The organism is Candidatus Goldiibacteriota bacterium (genome assembly GCA_016937715.1).
In the GTDB taxonomy this organism is placed as follows: Bacteria; Oederibacteriota; PGYV01; order PGYV01; family PGYV01; genus PGYV01.
The window spans coordinates 1-16,112 of sequence record JAFGWA010000110.1; the positions used below are offsets into that span (position 1 = coordinate 1).

Here is a 16,112-nt window from a genome sequence, read left to right on the forward strand (position 1 = left end):
AACCGGGGATTCTTGGCAGGCTGTACTTTGAAAAGCGGACATTTCTATTTTGCAGAAAATAGGACACTTCTATTTTGCGTTGACAGAACTGCCGCCGTTCCCCTTGACACCCCCCCTTAAAAGTGATATATATTTACTGTTTTACTAAAAAGGGAGAATTTATAACAATGGGATACAAAGCAGCCAGGGACGGCCTGAAAAAGTTCTTTGAAAACGCAATGGTGCCTCTACTTGTACTTTTAAATAAATTGCATATTACACCCAATTTTGTAACATGGGTTGGGCTTATTATTAATTTAGCAGGAACTTTCCTTATATATAAAGGGCAATTTATAACAGGCGCAATTGTTATCATATTCGCAAGCATTTTTGACATGATAGACGGCTCCCTTGCCAGATACACAAACCAAAAATCTAAATTCGGCGGGTTTCTTGATTCCGTGACCGACAGGATATCTGAAGGCGCCCTTTACCTGGCTCTTTTAATGTATTATCTGAACCTTGAAATACCCGATAAAACCGCGGTAATTTTATGCTATATAGTTATGTTTTCGTCATTCCTTGTCAGCTATTTAAGGGCGCGCGCGGGCGGCCTTAAAATAGACTGTTCCGGCGGAATTTTCACACGCCCGGAACGTATGGTGGTTATCTTACTTGGGCTTTTAATTAATCAGGCAGTCCCGGCGCTGTGGATTATGGCTGTTTTATCCATAGTAACGGTTATTCAGCGGTTTTTGCTTGTCAACGAACAGGCAAAACATATTTAAATTCATAGAAATTTCAGGAGGAGAAAGATGGCAAAGATCAGAATGGCAATTGCAGGTTTAGGCAACTGCGCCTGGTCCCTGATGCAGGGGCTGGAGTTTTACAAGGATGTACAGGACAGCACGTTTATCCCCGGACTTATGAACGCCAACCTTGGGGGATACAGGGTGCGCGACATTGAACTTGTCGCGGCTTTTGACGTGGACAGCAACAAGGTCGGAAAAGACGTAAAGGACGCGCTGGAAGCCCTTCCAAACAACACTATAGAATTCGCTAAAATGAAAAAGACCGGCGTGAAATGCATGAGGGGCCCGACACTGGACGGCCTTGGCAAGTATTACAGGGAAGTTGTAACAGAATCAGACGAGATTCCGGTGGACGTGGCTAAGGTATTAAGGGAAAAGAAAGTGGATGTGTTTGTAAGTTACATGCCTGTTGGTTCCGAAGAAGCGGTTCAGTACTACGCTTCGTGCGCGCTTGAGGCAAAGTGCGCGTTTGTAAATGCTATCCCGGTATTTATCGCTTCAAAACCGGAATGGGCGGAAAGGTTTAAAAAAGCAGGAGTGCCTATTATCGGCGACGACATTAAATCACAGGTCGGCGCGACGATAGTGCACAGGGTTTTAACCCAGCTTTTTGGCGACAGGGGCGTAAATATTCTACGCACCTATCAGATTAACTTTGGCGGCAACATGGACTTTAAAAACATGCTGGAACGCGAACGCCTTTATTCCAAGAAAATTTCCAAGACCAACGCTGTTTTGTCGGCAATGCAGAATCATATAAACAGCGCGGAAGACGTGCACGTAGGGCCGTCTGACCACATCCCATGGCTTAAAGACCGCAAATGGTGCCACATAAGGATGGAAGGCGAAAATTTCGGCGGCGTCCCGCTTAACCTTGAATTGAAACTGGAAGTATGGGATTCACCAAACAGCGCCGGTGTTATTATTGACGCGGTACGCTGCGCCAAGATAGCCCTTGATAAGAAAATAGGCGGCATACTGGAAGGGCCTTCAGCTTACTTTATGAAGACGCCCCCTGTTCAGTACGATGACAACCTTGCCAAACAGATGGTTCAGAAATTTGTGGACAGCAAACAGGCACCTGTTAAGAAATCCGCGAAAAAAGCGGTTAAAAAATCTTCCAAGAAGAAATAAATGTACCGCCTGCTTAAATTTACAGGCATGCTGTTAAAAAATATCCCGCGTTCCGCGGGATATTTTTTTTTCAGCGCCTTATCTTCTGTTTTTTTTATCCTGGGCGGCATCAGGAAGCAGACACTTAAAGATAATTTAAAACACATTACCGGTAAAGTACCTGACAACAGCACTCTTATCAAAAACTACCATAATTATGCCAGATATTATTTTGACCTTTTCAAAAATCCGTCTGAACTTTCAAAAAGCTTTGACCGCGCGTCTTTTCAATTGCTGGCCGAAACCGTAAAGAAACACCTTGATAGCGGCAAAAGCATGATAATAACCACAATGCACTATGGCAACTGGGATTTGGGCGGCGCGATTTTAGCATCTTATTTTCCGGGTAAAGTCACGGTAGTGGTGGAAGAATTATCAGGCGGGGCTTTTAAATGGTTTACTGAAACAAGAAACGGCTGGGGTATGAATGTAATAAAATCCACGGATTTAAAAGGCATGCTTAAAGTTCTAAAATCCGGCGGCCTTCTTGTTCTTGTCTCTGACAGAGACCTGGAAAAAACAGGTTTTAACCCGTTATTTTTCGGCAGCAAAGCATACATTCCATCCGGTCCCGTAAAATTGTCCCTTATGTCCGGTGCTCCGATATTATTTGGAGTATTCAAACGTATGCCTTCTGACCCTTTAAAATATTCCCTGTTCTGGGATAATACTCTTTTAAATGACGAAAATCTTCCCCGAACACCGGAAAACGAAGAAAAAATTACAAAAGAACTTGTTTCAAAATTTGAAACTGTATTAAAACAGGATGCATCACAGTGGTGCATGCTGCAGAAGGTGTGGCTGGAATAGTTTTAGAGGCTTGGAAGCTTGAATGGAGCGAGCCTGTGAAGTTAAAATCCCCGGGCTTACGCGGATTATTTGGCTTTGGTAGACGCGGGTCTTTAGCCCGCGGTTGAAGTGAGCATGCGAACGGAAATCCCTGCGATGAAGCGAGCCTGTGAACAAAGATGTAGGGACAGTTGATTTTTTTGGTGCATTAAAAACAAAACCTATACATAAATATCTATTTTATTTATAATAAACCGTTGTTAAAAAATATTACAAAAAGGGAACATATGCCTGACACTTTTAAAAAAATAGCCATAGTGACGCCGTATTATTACCCGCTTTACGGCGGGGTACAGGAATATGTCTATCACCTGAAAAAAGAGTATCAAAAACTTGGATATTTTGTAAAAGTAATCACTTCACGTTTCAACAGCGATATTTCAAAAGACGAAAAAGACGTAATAAGAATAGGGCGCGGGTATCCTATAACAGTAAACGGTTCTACAGGCAGAATAATACTGATGCGTGATAAAACAGAAATTAAAAAAGCGCTGGATAAGTATAACTTTGACATAATCCATTTCCAGGAGCCCTTTGTCCCCTTTTTGTCGCACGAAGTGATAAAATTTTCTAAAGCCTTTAACATAGCCACTTTCCACGCGAATTTTACTTCAAATATTTATTACAGGGCGGGAAAAGTATTTATTTCGCCTTTATGGAAAAAACTTCACGGCAAAATAGCAGTATCTCCTTCGGCAAAAAGCAGCATTTCCAGGTATTTTGACGGTTCTGATATTGAAATAATACCAAACGGCGTTTCAACATCACGCTTTTCCCCCACAGGGGATAAAATAGAAAAATTTAATGATTCCATGATAAACATACTTTTCACGGGAAGAATAGAAAAAAGAAAGGGGCTTGTGTACCTTATAAAAGCTTATGAAAAACTTAAAAATACACATTCAAATATAAGGCTTATTGTTGTCGGACGCGGCCCTTTAATGCCGCAGCTTCAGAAATACATTAAAAAACACGCTATAAAAGACATTTTTTTTGAAGGTTTTGTTTCCACAGATGACCTTCCAAAATATTACAGGACCGCGCAGATATACTGCTCGCCCGCGCTTTTTGGCGAAAGTTTCGGCATTGTCCTATTGGAAGCAATGGCGGCTGGTATTCCTGTCGTGGCTTTTAACATAAGCGGATATAATGATGTGGTTTCAAATATGGATGACGGTTTTCTTGCGCAGCCGCGCGACGTGCATGACCTGTCGCAGAAACTGGAAATTCTGATAACAAAAAAACCCATTATGCGCGAACTGGGCGCCCGCGGCAGGATAAAAGCCAAACGCCACGCATGGCCGGAAATAGCCAAAAAAAACCTGGAATTTTACCGTACTATTTGGGATAAAGAACATCATGACAAAACGGAGGCCGTTTAATGTACTATATTATCGTAATTTTTACGGCTTTAATAACCCTTATTCCCATCAAAACGCTGTACACGGCGGCGTTTTATATAACAAAAGTAATATTTTTTTTCTGGACTGAAAAATATAAAAATGTTGAGGATAATTATAAAACCGTACTGTTAAAAAAACTTGGCCGTTTCCCTTCTGATATAGAACTTAAAAACACAATAAACGATAACCTTAAAAATTATGCCATGTTTAACGTGGAATTTTTATATCTGAATAAAATGGTGAAAAAAGGCGCTGTTCCTGAAATCCGCGGAACAGAAAAACTGGACGAATCCCTGAAAAAAGGAAAAGGCATCATAATGTGCACCCTTCACTTTTCAAACTGGGATATTGCGGGGCTTACTATTTCCTCCCACTATGACAATGTCTGGGCCGTTGCCGATGACCTGGGCGGCGGATATTCAAAATTTATACAGGAAACACGCGGAAAATACGGCATACATATTGTGCTTCCCAATAAAAACCTTAAAGACGCCTACCGCTGCCTGGAAAATAACGGCATTTTAAACGTGCTTGTGGACAGGCCTGTTTCACCTTCGGAAAAAGGAGCGGTAGAAGTGGAATTTTTTGGAAGAAAAACATATGTGGCATCTTTTGCCGCAAGGCTTGCCTTAAAAACAGGCGCCGCGTTAATGCTTGGCTGTGTCATAAGGGAAAATGAAAATTTTTACGGCAATCCCGGGGAAATTATAGAGTATAATATTACAGGAAATACCGATACTGACCTGCAGGTAATAACACAGGAAATAATGAAACACGCGGAAAAACTTATAACAGCACACCCGGAACAGTGGTATATGTTCCGCAGGTTTTGGAAATAAAAAAACCTATTTTAATTATAAGGAGCTTCAATGTCAAAAAAGAAAAATTCATTTTTTACGCAGCACCCCCCTCACGGCTATGCGGTGGACAAACATATGGAATTCATAAAACAGGAGCATTTAACCGGATACAGCAAGGCTGATACACACCTGCATACCACCGCAAGCGATGCTGTAAATACCCCTGAAGAAGTTGTGGATTACGTGGAACACCACACTGACCTTGCAATAATAGGCGTGACCGACCACGACCAGATAAAAGGCGGAATAGCCGCGCAGGAATACGCCCTTAAAAAGAAATACAGGGTACAGGTAATTGTGGGCGAGGAAGTAAGCACTTTAAAGGGCCACCTTATAGGCCTTTTTATGAAAAAAAGGATAAGAAGATACACTTCGCTGATAGACACAATTAAATCAATACACGAACAGGGCGGCATAGTTGTCGTCCCCCACCCTTTAAGCTGGCTTACAACGTCTGTGGGGGAACAGGCGTTTAAAACCATAATAGAACATAAAGACCCTCTTGTTTATTTTGACGCGGTGGAGCTTTTAAACCCCGCAATAGCAGGCAAAATAACCGACGGCAAAGCCGCTAAAATCAACAAGGAATTCTGGAAGCTTCCCGTTACCGGCGGTTCTGACAGCCACTCTTTTGAAGGCGTGGGCGATGCCTATACTTTATTTAAGGGAAAAACAATTGAGGACTTCCGTACCAGTATTAAAGAAGGCACCACTTTCTTTGGCGGCACGTACTGGGACTTTCAGGACCACTGGGATTTGTTTATAAAAAAAGTCAAAAAGTTTAAAGTTTTTTAGGATAGATGCTTGGAAGTTTGGATGCTTAGAGGCTTGGTAAAATCCAAATCAACTGCCCCCTAACACTTACGCTCGTAAACTCGCGTAAGCCCGGGGATTTCCGCTTCACAGGCTTGCTCCAACCGCGCCCTAAAGAGACGCGCCTACCACTGCATACAACAAAACCGGTAAGGCCGAGGGACGGAAGTAACGGTAAACATTGATATTTGAGATTCGAAATTCGAAAATTTGATTAACACTTACAGGGGTTGGGTGTGTTTTTTCAGTATGCGCCGCGTAAGCATAGTATAAATCCGGCAGGAACTGTTTAATGCAACGCCGGCATACATGTATGTGACGCGGGCTCCCGTTTGCCAATGATGTTAACCTGAGCGATGATTTCAAGTTTGTTTGGATACAAGATTACCAGTTTGCGGCGCATGCTGAAAAAATACACCCAATCACTGTAATACAGAGGGACGGATGCACGGAAGATCAGAGGGACGGAAGTAAAAACAAACATCGAAAATTCGAAAATTGGACGAACACAAGAATACAACAGGGGTTGGGTGTGTTTTTTCAGTATGCGCCGCCCTAACATACTATGTATATGGCAGGGGCGGTTTAATGCTTCGCCGGCATATTCGGATGTAACACGAGTTCCCGGCCGCAAACGACATTAACATACCTGTAGACTTCAAACTTGTTTGGTTACAAGCACACCAATTTGCGGCGCGTGCTGAAAAAATACACCCAATCACTGTAATACAGAGGGACGGATGCACGGAAGGTCAGAGGGACGGAAGTAAAACAAATCTACTGCCGCGGGCTAAAGACCCGCGTCTACCAGGACAAAATCAAACTACTTCAAAAAAAAAGGCCGGCTTTTCAGCCGGCCTTTTTCTGTTTGAATTTAAAGTTTATCCGGTGTAACGTAATCGCCCTTGGCGGCTTTTAATTCCATAAGCCTTTTTTTCTGGGCTTCAAGTTCTTCAAATACCCTGGCAGGAGTGCCCTTAACGCCTTTATAAACCGCTATTATCCTGTCCATCTTGGCTATATTTTCCTGTACGCGTATCATAAACTGTTCATTATATTCTTCAATTGAATATTCTTTATTAAGCAGTTCTTTAAAAAGTTTCTTAATAATGTCATATTTTGGAAGGACTCCCACAGGGGACTGTATTCCATCCACATCACCGTTTGCTTTTAATTCCATCCATTTAAGCCAGACTTTTTTATCCTTAACCCCGTTCAACCATTTGCCATCTTTGCCCCTTAAGAAATAATTGGCGCCAAAAATAGGAGGCACGGTTTTTAAAGTTTTTGGAAATTCAAGGTAGCATTCAAGATATTTGGCCATGGAAATTGAAAGGAATTCAAGGTTGGACATAATGTTAAACACGCGCTTGCCTTCCTGCCCTATTGTAGCGGCCGTGGTTTCCGATTCAAGCGAAGCTCCCATTGTAATTACACCGTGTTCCCAGCCAAAAGACTGGCATACAGGAACGGATGTATTACTGTCGCGCCCGCCGTAAATAATACCCTTAAGCTCCACACCCTCTTTTTTATGGAGATTTTTATCGCAATTTTTCAGTTTTTCAAGGCTTATGGAATACCTTGCATTTTTATGCGCGAAATTTATTTCCTGGCCTGTGTGGTCTGTTTTGCCTTTTTCCCATGTGCCGGAATAATTTTTTCCCTTTTCAGGCGTTTCCCTTTTATCGCCAAGCCAGTACGGCGTGCCGTCTGCATTTAATACATTACTTACAATTACATCGCCGGGTGAGTTTAATACATTCCAGATAAGCGGGTCAGATTCAGAACTTATATCCTGAATAATTCCGAATATCCCTTTTTCAACGTTAACAGCGTGTACTTTGCCTTTAATATTTCTTAAATACGCCAAATCATCGCCCACTATTGATTCGCCTTCAACCATGGCGGTGGAAGTCTTTCCACACATAGAAGGGTAAGCACCGGAGAAATATGATACGCGCCCCTTTGGCCCTTTTACGCCCATTACAAACATATGTTCAGCAAGCCAGCCTTCGCGCGATGCTTTCTGAATTGCAAGCCTTAAAGCAAGTTTCTTAAAGCCCACTGACTGCCCCGCGTACTGCGTGTTGCAGCTGTAAACTGTCTCTGTTTCAAGGTCAATGTACACCCTTCTGTCTTCTATATTTTTACTGTTCATCTGCTCATCCACTTCGCCCGTTCCGTGAACAACCTTGAAGAAAGAGGATGGTTTTGCTTTTTTAAAAGCTTCATAAGCTTTTCTGTAAAGAATATTTTCCGAATGCACAACATAAAAAGAATCTGTAAGCTGCACTGAAGGAATATAAAAAGGGGAATTTACAGGCCCAAGCGAATAAAAACATACCATCATCTGGCGCCCTTTCATTATTCCCTTCATTTTTTCATGAATCTCTTTTAACCCTTCTTCCCTGTCCATTCCGTTTAAACCTTCAGGCGCTATACCCGGGGAGAAAAGAAATTTTGTATTTTTTGGGTCACGTCCCTGATCGTGGATTCCGTCATGATGAATTGTATGCCCTTTAATATTTAAAGCTTCTTCTTCCCCTTTTTCAAGCGCCATTTTTTTAATATATTCTTCATCGGCTTTACCGTCATTGGGAACAAAAACAGAATCAGGATCCATTACCTCCGCGTATTTGGCCACAAATTCCATTAATGCGGGATTCTTCAGGGCTTCAAGCCTCTTGTAACTTTCTTTGGAACACTTCTTTCTTAAAACCTCCATAAATTCGTACCTCCTGTGTGTAAAAATTACAATATTATCTGATTTTTATACCAAAAATTCAAGTAAAAATTTTTTCCTATTCTTCCATATCTATATACGAAAGCATTCCGTCTGACATCCTGTAAAAAAGCGGCGCCACATAAAGCTTTTCATACCTGTTCTTTATCCTTTTAACTTCTGATATTACAAAATCTTCTTCGTTGCCTATTTCAAATATCGGGGAAAAACTGTCAAAATGCTGTTCAGCCGTATCTTTGTCCCATCCCGCGTTTACAAGCCCTTCTATATAACTTTCTTTTCTATTGTGCAGGCCGCACATACCGCAGTCATCATGGCCTATTATAGCGATTGCTTTTATTTGTCCGACAGCCACAGCGTATGAAATAACAAAATCACTGTATTTCATGGAACCGCCCGCGGTCCTTATCACATAAGCAAAATTATCCGGAACCCTTAAAACTTTTCTGTTATCCATGCACATACCGATAAGAATTTCCGCGTTATCGTACTGCTTTCTGTCTTCACCAAAATTATGGCATCGGATAAGGGTTTCAACCGGGGTTCCCAGCATTGATTTTGGAATATCCGCCGCTGAATTAATTTCCTTAATTTTCATAGATTACCTCCTTTTGGGCAAAAAAAATCCGGCCCTGCGGTATATGCTGTAAACCGCCTGCCGGATTATTAAAGCGGCCTGCCGTTTTTATTAACCGGCGTTCCGCCAAATCTTCCTCTTTTAATTCATTAAAAATATACATTATGAATGATATAAAGTCAAATATTTTTTAAAGCAAATATCAGGCTGAGGAAAAAATATTGAAAATTCGAAATTCTAAATTTGGAAGAACACCAAAATACAACAGGGATTGGGTGTATTTTTTCAGTACGCGCCGCGCAAGCATAGTATAAATTCGGCAGGAGCTGTTTAATGCCGCGCCGGCATACATATATATGACGCGGGCTCCCGACTACCAATGAATTAACATAACTGTTGATTTCAAATTTATTTGGATACAAAATTACCAATTTGCGGCGCGTGCTGAAAAAATATACCCAACCCCTGTAAAACCGGGGGACAAAAGTAAAAATAAACATCAAATCAACTGTCCCCTAACACTTACGCTCGTAAACTCGCGTAAGCCCGGGGGTTTCCGCTTCACAGGCTCGCTCCAACCGCGCCCTAAAGGGACGCGCCTGCCACTTCATACAACAAACCCGGGTAAAATCAAGGTACGGATACACGAAGGGTCGTGCGGATAAAAAACAAAACAAATATCAAATACACAAGAAATTACTGATAATTATTTTCCAGGTTTGAATCCATGGTAAACACTATTATTCTTTCGCCTGTCTTTGTGCTTATGTCCGTATGCATTGATATGACTTTGACGGAAGTAATTTCTTCAATGTTTTTTTCAAGCATCTTTCTTGATGCTTCCAGAAGCCTGACCCTGGTCTGTTTTACAAGGGACTTTCCTTCCGCGTCATTTGCCAGAGTTTTTTCAGCCGCTGTAAGAACCCCTTTAAGCCTTATAAAAATAATATCCTTCATAATGTCAACAAGCGTGTCTTCCGGGCCGCGCCCCATATGTTCTTTTTCAAATCTTATAATATATTCCCTTATCTTTGCCTCTGCCTGCCCTTTTGAAATATCTTTAGCCATTTTTCACCATCCTTAATTTTAAACATTTTATATCGTATTTTTTTTATGGTCAAGAGCGCATTTAATTTTTAAACGATGATGTTTTATTTTTAAACACGTTTTGTTTTTTAATGAAACACCTTTATATCATAGCCGCCTTATTTTTGGCAATTTACCGCGGCACAGAATTTGCTTTTAATAAGCTGAAGGAATTAAATAAATTTTAAGGAGGCGGATTTTTATGAAAATGTTGGAAAGAAGGGATGTACCGGCAAGGCACGACGATTTTGGGGCAATTTTTGACGATTTTTTCACTTCAGGGCTTTCTGTCACGGGTAAGATTTCACCGGCCGTGGACGTAGCAGAGGAAAAAGACAGGTACATTGTTAAAGCGGACCTTCCCGGAATGAAGCAGGAAGATATTAAGGTTGAGCTTGACGACAGCGTACTTTCAATTTCCGGGGAAAGAAAGCACGAAAAAGAAGAAAACGACGAAAAAAGAAATTACCACTATTACGAAAGAAGCTACGGCAGTTTTATGCGGCGTTTTATACTTCCAAAGGGCACCGATTCCGAGAAGATAGACGCCAAATACGAACACGGAGTTCTGCAGATTATAATACCCAAAACAGAAGCCAAAAAAGCCAAGGAAATCAAAGTTAAGTGACAAGTGACAGGTGACAAGTGACAGGTGACAGTTTACAGCTTAAAACCTGTCACTTGTATTTTAGTTGTAACTTGTTAGTTGTAACTTGTAACTTGTTATCTGTTACTTGATTTTTATTTCTCCCTGTGTTTTAATGTAAAAAAACATTCGGGAGATATTTATGGATGTGAAAAAAGAAGATAATGTTGATTTTATCAACCTTATCCTTATGTTGAATCAGAATACCCTTATTTCACTTGGGGAAGCCGCCCGTTTTGTATCCGGCAAGAAACAACAGAACCTTCCAATGGCACGCCAGACAATAAATATGATAAAAGCCATTGCTGATAAAACAGCGGGAAAACTGACCCCCGGCGAATCAAAACTTGTATTCAGGATATTGGGAGAACTTCAGCAGAAATACGTAGTGGCAGCCGGCCTTATGAAACCGCCGGAAGGCACTGATTATAAAATAATTAATTCTCCAAAAGCACATCAGGAAGTTGTGGACAAAGCGCTGGACAAGCTTTCAGACGGCCAGCTGCAGTCGCTTTTGGCGGAACTTATGAAAAAGGCCGATGGAGAAAATAAATAATATTTCCAAAATAGGCGTTATTTCAGACACCCATTCCACGCACCTTCCGGATAAAGTTAAGAAACTTTTCAACGGAGTGGATTTAATTATTCACGCGGGCGACCACACCTCACAGGCCGTTATAAACAGCCTTGAAAAAATAGCACCCCTTGTATCAGTACGCGGAAACATGGACGGCGCTGAATTAAACCTTGAAGAACAGACTGTTCTTATGATAAATAATAAATTCAAAATTGCAGTCTGCCACGGCGCCGGCGTTCATTCCACCACACCGGAAAGAATGTTTAAAAAATTTGCCGCGGAAATACCTGATGTAATAATCTTTGGACATACACATATTCCATTAAATAAACTGCACGCAGGTATACTGCTTTTTAACCCGGGAAGCCCCACAAAAGGTAATATTTTCAATTCTGTAGGTATTATTACTGTCACAAACGACTCATTTCTTGCGGAAATTGTAAAATTATAGATAATAACCGTTTATGTGATAAATAGGTGTTTTAAACGTGATAAACCTAAACATACTATAAAAATAAGGTTAAAATAGGTATTAACAGATGTTAATAACTGTGGAAAACCTGTGGAAAAACCGGTTTTTGCGAAATATACCCCGAAAACGCTGTAAATGTACCGGCTGATAATTGGTCAGGTAAACTGCTTGAACAATCTTAAAAAATCAAATTATTTAATTGATTCATATTAAAACTACTGTTTAACAACAACATTTTTTCTGATTATGCTGAAAATTTCAGCTGTTTCTTTCATTTCAAACTTAATATAGTATTCCCTTTCCCCTTTTGTGTGGGTAATTTCTGTTCCGTCAGTTTCTTTTATGGATAATACTGCCGCTTCTATTGAATGCGCGGCAGGCGTGAATATTTCAAGTTTATCGCCTATTTTTATTGTGTTCTTTGCAATTAGTTTATAGGTATTATTATCCTGTACCGCGTTAATATGCCCCATATAAATACTGTCCGCCATATAATCCGAAGACTTAAAACTCTGCTGTATGTCCCACGCTTTAGCAAAATAAAACCCTTCTGTATACTCCCTGTGGGAAATATTATTCAGCTCTGCATCAAGCTTTGGGTCAGGCAGATAACCGTCAGGATTTTTTATAAAATTTTCTGATGCCTTATTATATACCGCCGCGGTTACAGCCGCGTAATGAAGGCTTTTCATCCTGCCTTCTATTTTAAAACTGTCTATCCCTATTTTGATAAATTCCTGAATATGATTAATGGTTTTTAAATCTTTTGAATTAAAAATATATGTGCCTCTTTCATCCTCTTCCACGGGCATTCTTTCACCGGGCCTTTTTTCCTCTGTCAGTTCATAACTCCACCTGCAGCTTTGGGCGCACTCACCTTGATTCGCCCCCCTGCCTGTCATGTAATCGCTTAACATGCACCGCCCCGAATAAGACATACAGATTGCGCCGTGTACAAATACTTCCAGTTCCATCTGCGGGCATTTTTCTCTTATCTCTTTTATTTCTTCAAAAGAAAGCTCGCGCGCCAGCACTATCCTTTTGGCACCAAGGTTATACCATTCATTCACTTCCAAATAATTAAGGTTATTTGACTGCACGGAAATATGCAGCGGTACACCGGGGGCTTCTTTTTTTGCCATAGCAAATATGCCAAGATCAGAAATAATAATACCGTCAGGTTTGATTGTGTTTAAAAAATTCAGGTGTTCTTTAATGCCCTCAAGGTCCCTGTTGTGCGGAAAAATATTTACGGTGATATAAATTTTTTTATTTATTGAATGGGAATACTCCACGGCTTCTTTAAGGCCTTTATCATTAAAATTTCCGGAAAAATTACGCAGGCTGAAATTTTTTCCGGCAGCATAAACCGCGTCCGCGCCGTAAGCAAAAGCAAATTTTAATTTTTCAAGGTTTCCGGCCGGGGACAATATCTCAGGTTTTTTCATTTTACAATCAGACTTCTTTTCTTTCAAGAATTGCCTGCCCAAGTGTTATTTCATCGGCATATTTAATATCCGACCCCGTAGGCAGCCCTTTTGCAAGGCGGGTTATTTTTACTTCAGGTTTGACAGTCTTTACGGCGTCCGCGATATATAATGAAGTGGCATCGCCTTCCACCGTGTGGTTGATGGCAAGAATTATCTCGCGCACATCTGGCGCTCCCGCCCTGTTTATAAGCGAGCTTATTTTTAGATTTTCAGGCAATACATTGTTTAAAGGATTAATAACACCATAAAGAACGTGATAAACACCCGCGTGTTTTCCGGTGTGTTCAATTGTTATTACGTCTTCAGGCGATTCCACAACGCATATAACGCCTTTATCCCTTTTTTCATCCATGCATACGGCACAGGTATCAATCGTACTTATATTGCCGCATATGGAGCAGAATTTTATATCTTTAATTCCGCCCAAAGCCTCACTTAAAGCGTCTGCGGCAGGCTGCCCTTTTTTTAAAAGATAAATAGCCGTTCTTTCAGCCATTTTAGGGCCTATGCCGGGAAGTTTGGATATTTCATTGATAAGTTTTTCAAGTTTAAAAGGGTATGTATACACTTTTGTATTTTTCCGCCTTATGGGCTATAATCCGGGGATGTTCATTCCGCCTGTAAGTTTTTTTGTCTCTTCTTCCACCATTTCCTGGGCGCGGTTTAAAGCTTCATTAACCGCCGCAAGCACAAGGTCCTGAAGCATATCCGCATCGCCTGACGTTATAAGTTCTTTATCAATAATTATCTCTTTAATTTCCTTGCCGCCTGTGGCTGTCACTTTAACAGCCCCGCCGCCGGACTGTGCTTCCACCGTCCTGCTTTTAAGTTCTTCCTGTAATTTCGCGAAACGCGCCTGCATCTGCTGCGCCTGTTTCATAAGCTGATTCATGTTCATATCTAACCTCCGTGCCTGCCGTGTTTTTTTATTTCCACGCTCTGTATTTTAAATACTTTTGAAAGGTCTTTAATAGGCTGCAGGTTCATCGCCTCTTCCTGGGTGACTTCTTTCTGAATATTAACTTTTTTTCTGTATTCATTTTTTTCATACACTACAAGTTTCATTTCCCTTTTAAATTCTTCCTTTAAAAATTCCTTTATTTTTTCCGCGTGTTTCTTGATAAGTTCCGCAAGAAACGGATTCTCTCCTATAATTGTAAGCGCTTCATTTTCATATGATACAACTTTGGCATTTTCTATGGATGGAATCACTTCATCCCCGTTTTCGGCGCGCCCCGCCCTTGCCACCACATTTTTCCACCGTTTTTCTATAATATCAGCCGTAAGATTTTTAACTTCCACTTCTTCTTCTATTTCATCCGCTATTAAAAGCCCTGCCCTTGCAGGCGCTTCTTCATCTGTTTCTGTATCTTTGGCCGTTTCTATTTCTGCAGCCGGCGCCTGAATTGCGGGTTTAATTTCTTTTTTTTCTGTTATTGCCACAGGCACATCAGGTATCTGCGCGCCGGATGACAGTATAATATCAGCCACAAAAGTTTCTACAATTATAGCGGGCACATTGCTTCTGGACAGCCTAGATTCCGTATCTATCGCTTTCTGCAGCATTAAAAGCACGGTTTTTTTATCCGCCAGCGCCGATAAACCCGCCATTTCACGTATTTCATCCTCTGTTGAATCTATTCCTGCCGTATCGCCCGATGATTTCATTACAAGCAGATTGCGCAGCGTTTCAACTATTCCCCTTGTAAAGTGTTTAAGATCATATCCGTCCGTCACCACATTTTCAACGGAAGTAAGCGCCGCTTTTAAATCGCGGTTAAATACATTTTTTAGAAGGCCAAAAAGTTTATCGCTTTCTATTTCTCCCAGCATTTCCGCGACCGCGGACGCCGTAAGTTTTCCGCCTTTCGCGAATGTAACAGCCTGGTCAAAAATACGCTGCCCGTCCCTTAAAGCGCCGTCCCCCGCTTTTGCAATCATTTTCATGGCTTCGGGTTCTATATCTATTTTTTCACGCGAGGCTATCATCTTGATATTCTCAATTATGGTTGATATTGCAGCCCTTTTAAACCTGAAATGCTGGCAGCGCGACAGTATTGTCTGCGGAATATTCTGAGGGTCAGTGGTGGCAAAAATAAATATGACGTGGCGCGGCGGTTCTTCAAGCGTCTTTAAAAGCGCGTTAAAAGCTTCTGTGGTTAACATGTGCACTTCGTCAATTATATAAACCTTATACCGGCTTCTTGCCGCGGAAAAACCAACCTGCTCCCTTAATTCGCGTATCTTATCAATACCGCGGTTAGACGCGCCGTCTATTTCTATGACATCAAGCGAACTGCCGTCTTTAATTTCCACGCAGCTTGGGCATACGCCGCAGGGATTAACCGTGGGCCCTTCTTTGCAGTTTAAAGCTTTTGCGAATACGCGGGCGGTTGTGGTTTTACCAACCCCTCTTGGCCCGGAAAACAGATATGAATGCATTACCCTTTGTGTCTCTATAGCCCTCATAATGGGCTTTATTACCTGATCCTGCCCTATGATGGAGGTAAAATCCTGCGGCCTCCACTTTCTTGTGTAAACCAAATAGTTTTCAGACATTTTTCATCCTTTTAAAATTTTCTATAAATATTATATACCACCCGGGATATACTTATTATAATCCCTTGGGTAC

The 16,112-nt window shown here is 41.2% G+C and carries 16 protein-coding genes; 9 read left to right on the forward strand and 7 right to left on the reverse strand.

The features are described from left to right. Positions 1 to 167 precede the first annotated feature (167 nt). The 6 genes from JXR81_10535 (at position 168) to JXR81_10560 (ending at position 5,871) form a co-directional block, all read left to right on the forward strand. Positions 168 to 767 (forward strand): CDP-alcohol phosphatidyltransferase family protein, encoded by a 600-nt coding sequence (locus JXR81_10535; GenBank protein ID MBN2755278.1) that lies wholly within the window; start codon positions 168 to 170, stop codon positions 765 to 767. A 27-nt stretch (positions 768 to 794) separates the two neighbouring features. Further along, positions 795 to 1,925, forward strand: a complete 1,131-nt coding sequence (locus JXR81_10540) for an inositol-3-phosphate synthase (GenBank protein MBN2755279.1) — start codon at positions 795 to 797, stop codon at positions 1,923 to 1,925. Continuing rightward, positions 1,926 to 2,774 carry a lysophospholipid acyltransferase family protein gene (locus JXR81_10545; protein ID MBN2755280.1) on the forward strand — a complete coding sequence of 283 codons (849 nt, stop codon included), beginning with the start codon at positions 1,926 to 1,928 and terminating at the stop codon, positions 2,772 to 2,774. Positions 2,775 to 3,040: 266 nt separating this feature from the next. After that, a complete protein-coding gene (locus tag JXR81_10550; GenBank protein ID MBN2755281.1) occupies positions 3,041 to 4,195 on the forward strand; it encodes a glycosyltransferase family 4 protein in 1,155 nt (384 codons plus the stop codon). Further along, on the forward strand, positions 4,195 to 5,055 hold the full coding sequence (locus tag JXR81_10555) for a lysophospholipid acyltransferase family protein (protein MBN2755282.1): 861 nt from the start codon (positions 4,195 to 4,197) through the stop codon (positions 5,053 to 5,055). The genes JXR81_10550 and JXR81_10555 overlap by 1 nt, the downstream gene beginning before the upstream one ends. 30 nt (positions 5,056 to 5,085) lie before the next feature. After that, positions 5,086 to 5,871 carry a PHP domain-containing protein gene (locus tag JXR81_10560; GenBank protein MBN2755283.1) on the forward strand — a complete coding sequence of 262 codons (786 nt, stop codon included), beginning with the start codon at positions 5,086 to 5,088 and terminating at the stop codon, positions 5,869 to 5,871. 892 nt (positions 5,872 to 6,763) lie between these two features. Here JXR81_10560 and JXR81_10565 read toward each other — a convergent pair. The 3 genes from JXR81_10565 to JXR81_10575 form a co-directional block, all read right to left on the reverse strand. Then, entirely contained in the window at positions 6,764 to 8,614 is a 1,851-nt protein-coding gene (locus JXR81_10565) for a phosphoenolpyruvate carboxykinase (GTP) (protein ID MBN2755284.1), read from the reverse strand. 76 nt (positions 8,615 to 8,690) lie between these two features. Next, positions 8,691 to 9,230 (reverse strand): carbonic anhydrase, encoded by a 540-nt coding sequence (locus JXR81_10570; GenBank protein ID MBN2755285.1) that lies wholly within the window; start codon positions 9,228 to 9,230, stop codon positions 8,691 to 8,693. A 675-nt stretch (positions 9,231 to 9,905) separates the two neighbouring features. Continuing rightward, positions 9,906 to 10,277, reverse strand: a complete 372-nt coding sequence (locus JXR81_10575; protein ID MBN2755286.1) for a DUF2294 domain-containing protein — start codon at positions 10,275 to 10,277, stop codon at positions 9,906 to 9,908. 220 nt (positions 10,278 to 10,497) lie between these two features. On the opposite strand from JXR81_10575, the gene JXR81_10580 reads away from it, so the two are divergent. The 3 genes from JXR81_10580 to JXR81_10590 all read left to right on the forward strand — a co-directional run bounded on the left by JXR81_10580 (position 10,498) and on the right by JXR81_10590 (position 11,969). Then, positions 10,498 to 10,923: an Hsp20/alpha crystallin family protein gene (locus JXR81_10580; protein ID MBN2755287.1), complete on the forward strand. Its 426-nt coding sequence runs from the start codon at positions 10,498 to 10,500 to the stop codon at positions 10,921 to 10,923. A 160-nt stretch (positions 10,924 to 11,083) separates the two neighbouring features. After that, positions 11,084 to 11,497 carry a DUF1844 domain-containing protein gene (locus JXR81_10585; protein MBN2755288.1) on the forward strand — a complete coding sequence of 138 codons (414 nt, stop codon included), beginning with the start codon at positions 11,084 to 11,086 and terminating at the stop codon, positions 11,495 to 11,497. After that, on the forward strand, positions 11,481 to 11,969 hold the full coding sequence (locus JXR81_10590) for a metallophosphoesterase (GenBank protein ID MBN2755289.1): 489 nt from the start codon (positions 11,481 to 11,483) through the stop codon (positions 11,967 to 11,969). The genes JXR81_10585 and JXR81_10590 overlap by 17 nt, the downstream gene beginning before the upstream one ends. A 236-nt stretch (positions 11,970 to 12,205) precedes the next feature. Here the strand turns inward: JXR81_10590 and JXR81_10595 are convergent, their stop codons facing one another. From JXR81_10595 to dnaX, 4 genes are read right to left on the reverse strand one after another with little or no spacing between them, the layout of a single operon-like run. After that, positions 12,206 to 13,438: a U32 family peptidase C-terminal domain-containing protein gene (locus tag JXR81_10595; GenBank protein ID MBN2755290.1), complete on the reverse strand. Its 1,233-nt coding sequence runs from the start codon at positions 13,436 to 13,438 to the stop codon at positions 12,206 to 12,208. Between the two features lie 7 nt (positions 13,439 to 13,445). Further along, on the reverse strand, positions 13,446 to 14,048 hold the full coding sequence (gene recR / locus JXR81_10600) for a recombination protein RecR (GenBank protein ID MBN2755291.1): 603 nt from the start codon (positions 14,046 to 14,048) through the stop codon (positions 13,446 to 13,448). A gap of 24 nt (positions 14,049 to 14,072) precedes the next feature. Continuing rightward, positions 14,073 to 14,378, reverse strand: a complete 306-nt coding sequence (locus tag JXR81_10605; GenBank protein MBN2755292.1) for a YbaB/EbfC family nucleoid-associated protein — start codon at positions 14,376 to 14,378, stop codon at positions 14,073 to 14,075. 2 nt (positions 14,379 to 14,380) lie between these two features. Next, positions 14,381 to 16,039 carry a DNA polymerase III subunit gamma/tau gene (dnaX, locus tag JXR81_10610; protein ID MBN2755293.1) on the reverse strand — a complete coding sequence of 553 codons (1,659 nt, stop codon included), beginning with the start codon at positions 16,037 to 16,039 and terminating at the stop codon, positions 14,381 to 14,383. Positions 16,040 to 16,112 lie beyond the last annotated feature (73 nt).